Source organism: Streptomyces sp. PKA51 (assembly GCF_057552455.1).
Genome location: NZ_BAAJPZ010000013.1, coordinates 177,643 through 185,977 on the forward strand (window position 1 = coordinate 177,643; position 8,335 = coordinate 185,977).

At 74.8% G+C, this 8,335-nt stretch carries 5 protein-coding genes; 3 read left to right on the forward strand and 2 right to left on the reverse strand.

Annotation, left to right across the window (positions count from 1 at the left end; genetic code table 11):
* Nucleotides 1–103: 103 nt before the first annotated feature.
* Nucleotides 104–2,527 (reverse strand): helicase-associated domain-containing protein, encoded by a 2,424-nt coding sequence (locus tag AC27L3_RS20500; RefSeq protein WP_487235495.1) that lies wholly within the window; start codon nucleotides 2,525–2,527, stop codon nucleotides 104–106.
* 120 nt (nucleotides 2,528–2,647) lie between these two features.
* On the opposite strand from AC27L3_RS20500, the gene AC27L3_RS20505 reads away from it, so the two are divergent.
* A complete protein-coding gene (locus tag AC27L3_RS20505) occupies nucleotides 2,648–3,613 on the forward strand; it encodes a hypothetical protein (RefSeq protein ID WP_487235496.1) in 966 nt (321 codons plus the stop codon).
* 242 nt (nucleotides 3,614–3,855) lie between these two features.
* Here AC27L3_RS20505 and AC27L3_RS20510 read toward each other — a convergent pair whose 3' ends face one another.
* Entirely contained in the window at nucleotides 3,856–5,331 is a 1,476-nt protein-coding gene (locus AC27L3_RS20510; RefSeq protein ID WP_487235497.1) for an NCS2 family permease, read from the reverse strand.
* Between the two features lie 209 nt (nucleotides 5,332–5,540).
* On the opposite strand from AC27L3_RS20510, the gene AC27L3_RS20515 reads away from it, so the two are divergent.
* Together AC27L3_RS20515 and AC27L3_RS20520 are read left to right on the forward strand one after the other, a co-directional pair.
* Nucleotides 5,541–5,822 (forward strand): DUF2530 domain-containing protein, encoded by a 282-nt coding sequence (locus tag AC27L3_RS20515; RefSeq protein ID WP_487235498.1) that lies wholly within the window; start codon nucleotides 5,541–5,543, stop codon nucleotides 5,820–5,822.
* Nucleotides 5,823–5,868: 46 nt separating this feature from the next.
* On the forward strand, nucleotides 5,869–8,247 hold the full coding sequence (locus tag AC27L3_RS20520) for a cation-translocating P-type ATPase (protein ID WP_487235499.1): 2,379 nt from the start codon (nucleotides 5,869–5,871) through the stop codon (nucleotides 8,245–8,247).
* The last annotated feature ends 88 nt before the right edge of the window (nucleotides 8,248–8,335 follow it).

Here is an 8,335-nt window from a genome sequence, read left to right on the forward strand (position 1 = left end):
GCGCCCCGTCAGGGGCGCGGGGAACTGCGCGATCGGCCACCGACGGCCCGCAGTCGACGCCCCGCGCCCCTGACGGGGCGCGGACGATCCGCCGGCCCGCCGGCTACACCGTGTCCTCGGCCAGTTCCGCCACGCCGGTGATGCGGTGGAGGGCGAACGTGCGGACCTCCTCCGCCGTGTGGTCGAACGCCGTCACGTAGCCGCCCTCCACCCGTACCGGTGCGATGACGCGCTGGCTCGCCGCGCCCTCCGCGTTGACGTAGCCGATCCAGACGGGGGTGCCCGTCAGGACGGCCGCCTGCATCGTGGCGAGGGTCTCCGCCGACGTCGTGCGGGGGAGCCCGCCCGTCGCGGCGGCGGGGGAGGGTTTGCGGGGGGCCGTCGAGGCGCGGTCGCCGGCGCGGACGGCGCGGACGGCCGCGCCCAGGAGCGTGGCGTCGGGGACGGGCGGGCCCTCCGGCACGGGCGCGGGGGGTGTGCGCGGGGGCGTGCGGTGGGCGTCGGCGCGGGTGATGACGACGTCGCCCTCCGCCGATTCGGCGGCGGGCGCGTAGCCGAGGGCGCGCAGGCCCTCCAGCAGGGCGTCCGGCGGGACCTGGGCGGCCAGGACGGTGCCGGCGAGGCGGCGCAGCCGCAGCGCGGCCGAGCGGCGGTCGGCGAGGATCTCGCCGAGGACGGCCTCGTCGTCGCAGCGGACGTACGAGGAGGCGGCGCCCACGCGCAGGTGGCCGTGGCGGCGGGCGACGTCGTCGACGAGGTACGCCAGGGGCTGCGGCACCGAGGTGCGGGAGTGGGCGGCGAGGAAGGCGTGCAGGTCGGCGGCGGTGCGTCCGGCGTCGAGGGCGCGGCGTACGGAGTCGGGGGCGAAGCGGTAGACGGTGGCGCCGCCCTTGGACTCGACGTCGGCCAGCAGGGCGAGTTCCTGGGCGAGGGGCCGGCGCAGGGGGCCGGGGGCGACGGCGGTGAGGTCGGCCTGCAGCAGGACGTGGTCGAGGGGTTCGGGCAGCAGCGGGGCCAGCAGGGCGGGGGCCGCGGCGGGGTCGGTGAGCAGGGCGCGGCCGTGGCCGGCGAGGGCGCCGCGGCCGGTGACGCCGAGGAGTTCGGCTTCGGCGAGGGCCCAGCGGGCGAGCCGTTCGCGGGGGTCGTCGGTGGTGGTGCGCGGGGGGCGTTCCCAGCGGAGCCGGGCGAGGAGGGCGTCCTGGGGCACGGCGGCGCCGGCGGGCAGGGAGGCGAGCAGTTCCAGGACCCGGCGGCGGACCTCGGGCGCGGCGGACCGGTCGAGGTCGGGGCCGAGGGCGGCCAGGGTGCGGCCCTTGGCGTCCTTGCCGCCGACGAGGCCGGGGGTGCGGGTGGCGGCCAGCCAGGCGGTGGCGAGGTGGGCCCAGCGCTGTTCGGCGGGCAGGCGCAGCCAGTCGTCGTAGGCGGGGGTGGGGGCGTAGCGTTCGTCGACGTCGCCGTCGGAGGCCAGCAGCCCTGCGGCGTAGGCGAGTTCGGCCCAGAAGGCGGCCGTCTCCTCGGTGGTGTCGAGGGCGGTGGCGGTGCGTTTGAGGTCGCGTACGCTCAGGCCGCCGGCGCGCAGGACGAGGGGGCCGTCGGTCTCCCAGGAGCCGAGGAGTTCCTCGACGGTGGCCAGCGCGGTGAAGGCGGCGCCGGCGGCGGTGGCGTCGGTGGTGGGCGCGGAGTGCTCGGTGAGGGGCGCGAGTTCGGGGGCGAGCGGCTCGGGTGTGCGGTGGGCGCGGCCGCCGCGCAGGTGGAGGGCGGCCTCGCGGGGCAGGACGACGCTGCCGGGTGCGGTGGGCAGCAGCAGTCCGCGGTCGAGCAGCCAGCGCAGGTGCGGGGCGGGGTCGGCGGTGACGGTGCCGTAGGGCGGGCCCCAGGCGAGCCGGTCGAGGACGGCGCGGGCCTCGGCGGGGGCGCCGGCCAGGAGGTCGCTCATGCGGGCGCGGTCGCCGAAAAGGGCGGTGAGGGAGGCGACGGCCGTGACCGGATCGTGGGTGCCGGGCAGTCCGGCCGTGGCGATGATCTGCTGCAGCCGGCCGGGGGACATGCCCGCGGTGACCTCGGCGACGGTGGGGCCCAGCCCGGTGGGGGAGGGGCGCGTGGGGGTGGGGGCGAGGAGTTCGCGCACGGTGCGCACGAGGTGCAGGCGGTCCCGGGTGCCCCACAGCAGGGCTTGTTCGCGCAGGGTGGCGACGGCCCGGGGGACTTCGGCGGCGACCGCCGGGTCCTCGGCCTCCGTGCCGGTCATCAGCGCGACCAGCGCCTCGTACGGGCAGGGGTCCGCGGCGACGGCCAGGGCCTCGGCGACCTGCAGCGCGAACCGGTCCAGCCGGTCCAGGGCGCGGACGACCGAGGCCCGGGTGGCGGCCCGCGTGGCGAGCTGGGTGAGGTCGCCCGGGACGGGGTTGAGCAGGTCCGGCCGGGCGCGCAGCAGCGCGGCGAGGGCCTCGTCGGGACGGGCGCGCAGCTCCTCGGCGAGGGTGCGCGGGGCGCCGCCGGTGCTGCCTGTCTCCCGCGAAGTGGTCATTCTGTTTACGGTACCGGGTCCGCGCGGATCGGCCCCGGCTTCGCCCGGGCTACCGGGACGCGGGACGGGGAACCGGTACCGTCGGGGAAGGCGACGGCTCGTGCGGCCTTGGGGGCTTCGGTGGGGATCGAGAGCGATCAGCTGGTTTACGACTATCTGAGCAAGGTCGGCGACCTGGCGCAGAGACAGTCGCTGACCTCCGCGGACCGCATGCGCCTGGTCTCCCGCCTCCGGACCGAGATCGAGCGCCGCCGGGCCGCGGAGGGCGCCGAGACGCCCACGGCCGTGCAGCGCATCCTCGACGGCCTGGGCACGCCCTCGGAGGCCGTGGCCGGCGCGGACGGCCTGCTGGCCGGGGACGGGCCGGCCGTGCCGGTGGCGCCGGTGACGCCGGACGCGGGGCGGGTGCCCGAGCAGCGCCGGGAGGCCCTGCCGCCGCACCTCGCCCCCGAGGAGCAGCTGCGACCCGCGGGCGGCCGCCGGGAGGCCGACTGGTGGCGCACCGAGCGCATCGAACCGGTGCCGCTCGGCGGAGGCGACGCCCGTGGGGTCGGGCAGGCGGGCGGGGACGCCGTGTACGGCTTCACCGGCGGCATCGAGATCGCGGACATGCTCAGGCCCCCGCCACCGCGCCTGCCCGAGCCGCAGGTACCGGCGGCGGCGAAGACCGCCGAAGCGGTGGACAGCGGGGCGGCGCAGGGCGAGGCGGCCGAGGAGCCCCGCTTCAGCCTGTGGCGCTCGCGGGCCGGGGTGCCGATGAGTCCCCTGCTGCTGTTGGTGGCCGTGCTGCTGGTCGCCGGCGCCGTGCTGGGCAACTGGCTGGTGCTGGTCGCCGGCTGGGCCCTGGCGTACGTCACCCGCCGGCTGACGCAGACGGAGTCGAAGTGGGCGGTGCTGGGCGTGCCCGGACTGGTGGCGGCGGCCGGACTGGTGTGGCTGTGGGGCCGGGCCAACGGGCGCTGGGGCGAGCCGATACCGCAGGGCGGGATGGCGGCGGTGCTCTCCGACACGTGGCCGGTGGTCGTCAAGGCGGCGGCGGTGGCGTCGGCGGCGTTCGTCCTGTGGCGAGCCCGCCGCCCGGGCTGAGTGCGAGCGCGCCCCGTAGGGGCGCGAGGCAGTGCCGATCTGCGGCTGCCGCCGCGTGGGCGCGATCGGCCACGACGCGCCCGCACCCGGGCCGAGCGGGGTGCGCCCCGTAGGGGCGCGGGGAACTGCGCGACAAGCCACGACGCGCCCGCAGGTGAAGCGCCGTGCACGGCTGCAGGCCGTCGGTGGCCGATCGCGCAGTTCCCCGCGCCCCTACGGGGCGCCCTGGTGCCGCGTAGGCGCTACTTGATGCCCAGCGCCTGCTCGATCGGGCTGAGCAGGAAGTAGACGAGGAAGCACAGTCCGACGGCGTTGAGCAGCCACGGGATCTCGCGGGCCCGCCGCGTGGCGATGCGCAGCAGGATGAAGGCGAGCACGCCGATGCCGATGCCGTTGGTGATCGAGTACGTGAACGGCATGGAGACGATCGTCAGGAACGCGGGGATCGCGATCGTGAAGTCGTTCCAGTCGATCTCCTTGACGTTGGACGCCATGATCAGGAAGCCGACGACGAGCAGGGCCGGGGTGGCGGCCTGCGAGGGCACGACGGTGGCCAGCGGGGTGAAGACGAGGGCGAGCAGGAAGAGGCCGCCGGTCATCACGTTGGCCAGGCCCGTGCGGGCGCCTTCGCCGACGCCCGCGGTGGACTCCACGAAGCAGGTGTTGGCGGAGGCGGAGCCGGCGCCGCCGGCGGCGACCGCGATGCCGTCGATCATCAGGATCTTGCCCATGTTGGGCAGCTGGCCGTTTTCGTCGGTGAGCCCGGCCTCCTCGCCGACGCCGATGATCGTGCCCATGGCGTCGAAGAAGCCGGACAGCAGCACGGTGAAGACGAACAGGCAGCCGGTGAGCAGCCCCACCTCGTGGAATCCGCCGAAGAGGCTCACCTTGCCGACGAGTCCGAAGTCGGGGGTGGCGACGATCCGGTCCGGCCAGGTGGGCACGGACAGGCCCCAGTCCTTGCCGGGGAGGTCGGCGAGGGAGTTGATGACGATGGCGACGAGCGTCATCACGACGATGCCGATGAGGATGGCGCCGGAGGTCTTGCGCACGACGAGGACGAAGGTCAGTGCGAGGCCGAGGACGAAGACGAGGACGGGCCAGCCCTGCAGCTGACCGCCCTGGCCGAGGCCGAGCGGGACGGTGGTGTGCGCGGCGTCGGGGTTGCGGGTGACGAAGCCGGAGTCGACGAGGCCGATGAGCGAGATGAACAGGCCGATGCCGATGGCGATGGCCCGCCGCAGCCCGGCGGGGATGGCGTCCATGACGCGCTGCCGCAGGCCGGAGGCGACGAGGATCATCAGGACGAGGCCGGCGAGGACGACCATGCCCATCGCGTCCGGCCAGCTCATCTTGGGGGCGAGCTGCAGCGAGACGACGGCGTTGATGCCGAGGCCCGCGGCGCAGGCGATGGGCACGTTGCCGATGATGCCCATGAGGAGGGTGGACAGGCCGGCCATCAGTGCGGTCGCGGTGACCAGCTGGCCGTTGTCCAGGTGGTGCCCGAACTTGTCCTGGCCGGCGCCGAGGATGATCGGGTTCAGCACGATGATGTACGCCATCGCAAAGAACGTGGCCAGGCCGCCGCGCATTTCACGGGCGACGGACGAGCCGCGTTCGGTGATCCGGAAGTACCGGTCCAAGGCGCCGCGGCCGGCAGAGGGGGACGGGCCGGACGGCTGCTGGGCGCGGGCCGCGGAGGTGGCCGAGGTGGGCATGCGGAACCTCAGTCGTATGGGCCGGGAAGGGCCGGGAAACAAACAAAAAAGGATCTTGAATGCCCACCGATTCGCCGCCGTTTGGCCGATCAAACAAAAGCGAGCAGTCAAATTCCGTTCGATTCAGTATGAATAAACAAGGCCGGATTGGCTATCTCCGCGCGTAGACCCCTGCGGCACAAGGGCTCGGACGCACTAGGCTTGGCGTCATGAAGAAGTGGACACCCACGCACGAGGCCCCCGAGCCCCTGGAGGGGCCCGTCGTCGCCACGATCACGGGCGGCACGATCGCGTGGTTCGTCCTCTTCCTGGCCCAGCTGCCGTTCTACGGGTGGTTCGACGACCACGGGCACCTGTGGTGGCTGTGGACGTGCCTGGCCGGCGCCGGCCTCGGCCTCATCGGCATCTGGTACGTCCGCAAGCGCGACGCCGCGCTCAAGCGGCACGCGGCGGCCACGGCCGCCGGCACCCCGGCCGAGGGCCGCGGCTGACACCCGGCCGAAGGCCGCGACCGGCCCTTTCGGCTACCGTCGGAACATGGGCGAACCGTCGCGGGCGACGGCAGTCGCTCGGCATCCCGGCCTCGGCGCCCGGGAGGTGGCCGAGCGGGTCGCGCGCGGCGAGGTCAACGACGTCCCCGTACGGTCCTCCAGATCGCTGGCGGACATCGTCCGGGCCAACGTGTTCACCCGCTTCAACGCCATCATCGGCGTCCTCTTCCTGATCATCCTGGCCGTCGGCCCGATCCAGGACGGCCTCTTCGGCTTCGTCATCATCGCCAACACCGCCATCGGCATCGTCCAGGAGCTGCGCGCCAAGCGGACGCTGGACTCCCTGGCCGTCGTCGGCGAGGCCCGGCCCACCGTCCGCCGCGACGGGACGCCCGTGCCCGTGGCCACCCACGAGATCGTCCTCGGCGACGTCATCGAGCTCGGGCCCGGCGACAAGTGCGTCGTCGACGGCGAGGTGGTCGAGGCCGACGGGCTGGAGATCGACGAGTCGCTGCTGACCGGCGAGGCCGATCCCGTCCTCAAGCGCCCCGGCGACGCGGTCATGTCCGGCTCGTTCGTCGTCGCCGGCAGCGGCGCGCACACCGCCACCAAGGTCGGCCGCGAGGCGTACGCGGCCCGGCTCGCCGAGGAGGCGTCCCGCTTCACCCTCGTCCACTCCGAACTGCGCACCGGCATCAGCCGGATCCTCAAGTACGTGACGTGGATGATGCTGCCCGCCGCGATCGGCCTCGTCGCCAGCCAGCTGTTCGTGCAGCGGCACGACTGGCGCGAGGCCGTGCGGCGCATGGTCGCCGGCATCGTGCCCATGGTCCCCGAGGGGCTGGTGCTGCTCACCTCCGTCGCCTTCGCCATCGGCGTCGTCCGCCTCGGCCGCCGGCAGTGCCTGGTGCAGGAGCTGCCCGCCATCGAGGGCCTGGCCCGCGTCGACGTCGTCTGCCTGGACAAGACCGGCACCCTCACCGAGGGCGGCATGGACGTCGCCGAGCTGCGCCTGCTGCCCCGCGCCCCCGTCGAGGACGAGCAGGCGCGCCAGGTGCTCGGCGCGCTCGGCGAGGCCGACCCCCGGCCCAACCCCAGCCTGCAGGCCGTCATCGACGCCTTCCCCGCCCGCCCCGGCTGGCGCTGCACCCAGGCGCTGCCCTTCTCCTCCGCCCGCAAGTACAGCGGGGCCGCCCTCAACGGCCCCGACGGCGAAAGCGGCACCTGGCTGCTCGGCGCGCCCGACGTGCTGCTGCCCGAGGGGGACGGCGCCCTCGCCGAGGCGGAGGACCTGGGCGCCAAGGGCCTGCGCGTGCTGCTGCTGGCCCGCGCCCCGTACGACCTCGACGACCCCCGCGCCACGCAGGACCTCCAGCCCACCGCCCTCGTCGTGCTCGCCCAGCGGCTGCGCTCCGACGCCGCGCAGACCCTGCGCTACTTCGCCGAGCAGGACGTCGCGGCCAAGGTCGTCTCCGGCGACAACGCCGTCTCCGTCGGCGCCGTCGCCGCCCAGCTGGGGCTGCCCGGCGCCGACGGGCCCGTGGACGCCCGCCGGCTGCCCGCCGACCGCGACGGCATGGCCGGCGCCGTCGAGGGCGCCACCGTCTTCGGCCGGGTCACCCCCCGGCAGAAGCGGGACATGGTGGGTGCCCTGCAGTCGCGCGGGCACACCGTCGCCATGACGGGCGACGGCGTCAACGACGTCCTCGCCCTGAAGGACGCCGACATCGGCGTCGCCATGGGCTCCGGCTCCGAGGCCACCCGGGCCGTCGCCCAGATCGTGCTGCTGAACAACGGCTTCGACTCACTGCCGTCCGTCGTCGCCGAGGGCCGGCGCGTCATCGGCAACATCACCCGCGTCGCCACGCTCTTTTTGACCAAGACCGCCTACTCGGTGCTGCTGGCGATCCTCGTCGTCGCCACCCGCGTGCCCTACCCCTTCCTGCCGCGCCACCTGACGCTGCTGTCCACGCTGACCATCGGCGTGCCGGCGTTCTTCCTCGCCCTGGCCCCCAACAAGGAGCGGGCCCGGCCGCACTTCGTGCGCCGGGTCATGCGCTACGCCGTACCGTCCGGGCTGATCGCGGGCCTCGCCACGTTCGCCGCCTACCTGCTGGCCCGCGCGCACTACAGCGGGCCGGGCGCGCTGCAGGCGGAGACCAGCGCGGCCACGCTCACGCTGTTCCTGATCTCGATGTGGGTGCTGGCGATCATCGCCCGGCCGTGGACGTGGTGGCGCGTGGCGCTGGTCGTGGCCATGGGAGTGGGCTTCCTGGCCGTCCTGGCGGTGCCGTGGCTGCAGCACTTCTTCGCGCTGAAGCTGGTCGGCACGGTGATGCCGTGGACGGCCGTCGCCATCGCCACCGCGTCGGCGGTGGTGCTGGAACTCACCTGGCGCTGGATCGGCCGCCGCTTCCCGGCGTAGCGCCCCGCCCCGTAGGGGCGCGGGGCGGTGTCGATCTGCGGCTGCCGCCGCGGTGGGCGCGATCGGCCACGACGCCCCGCAGGCGGGG

What these genes read in the sequence shown, in the direction of transcription:
- AC27L3_RS20500 (WP_487235495.1), bottom strand. Translation starts at nt 2,527, where the DNA reads ATGACCACTTCGCGGGAGACAGGCAGCACCGGCGGCGCCCCGCGCACC.
- AC27L3_RS20510 (WP_487235497.1), bottom strand. Translation starts at nt 5,331, where the DNA reads ATGCCCACCTCGGCCACCTCCGCGGCCCGCGCCCAGCAGCCGTCCGGC.
- AC27L3_RS20515 (WP_487235498.1), top strand. Translation starts at nt 5,541, where the DNA reads ATGAAGAAGTGGACACCCACGCACGAGGCCCCCGAGCCCCTGGAGGGG.
- AC27L3_RS20520 (WP_487235499.1), top strand. Translation starts at nt 5,869, where the DNA reads ATGGGCGAACCGTCGCGGGCGACGGCAGTCGCTCGGCATCCCGGCCTC.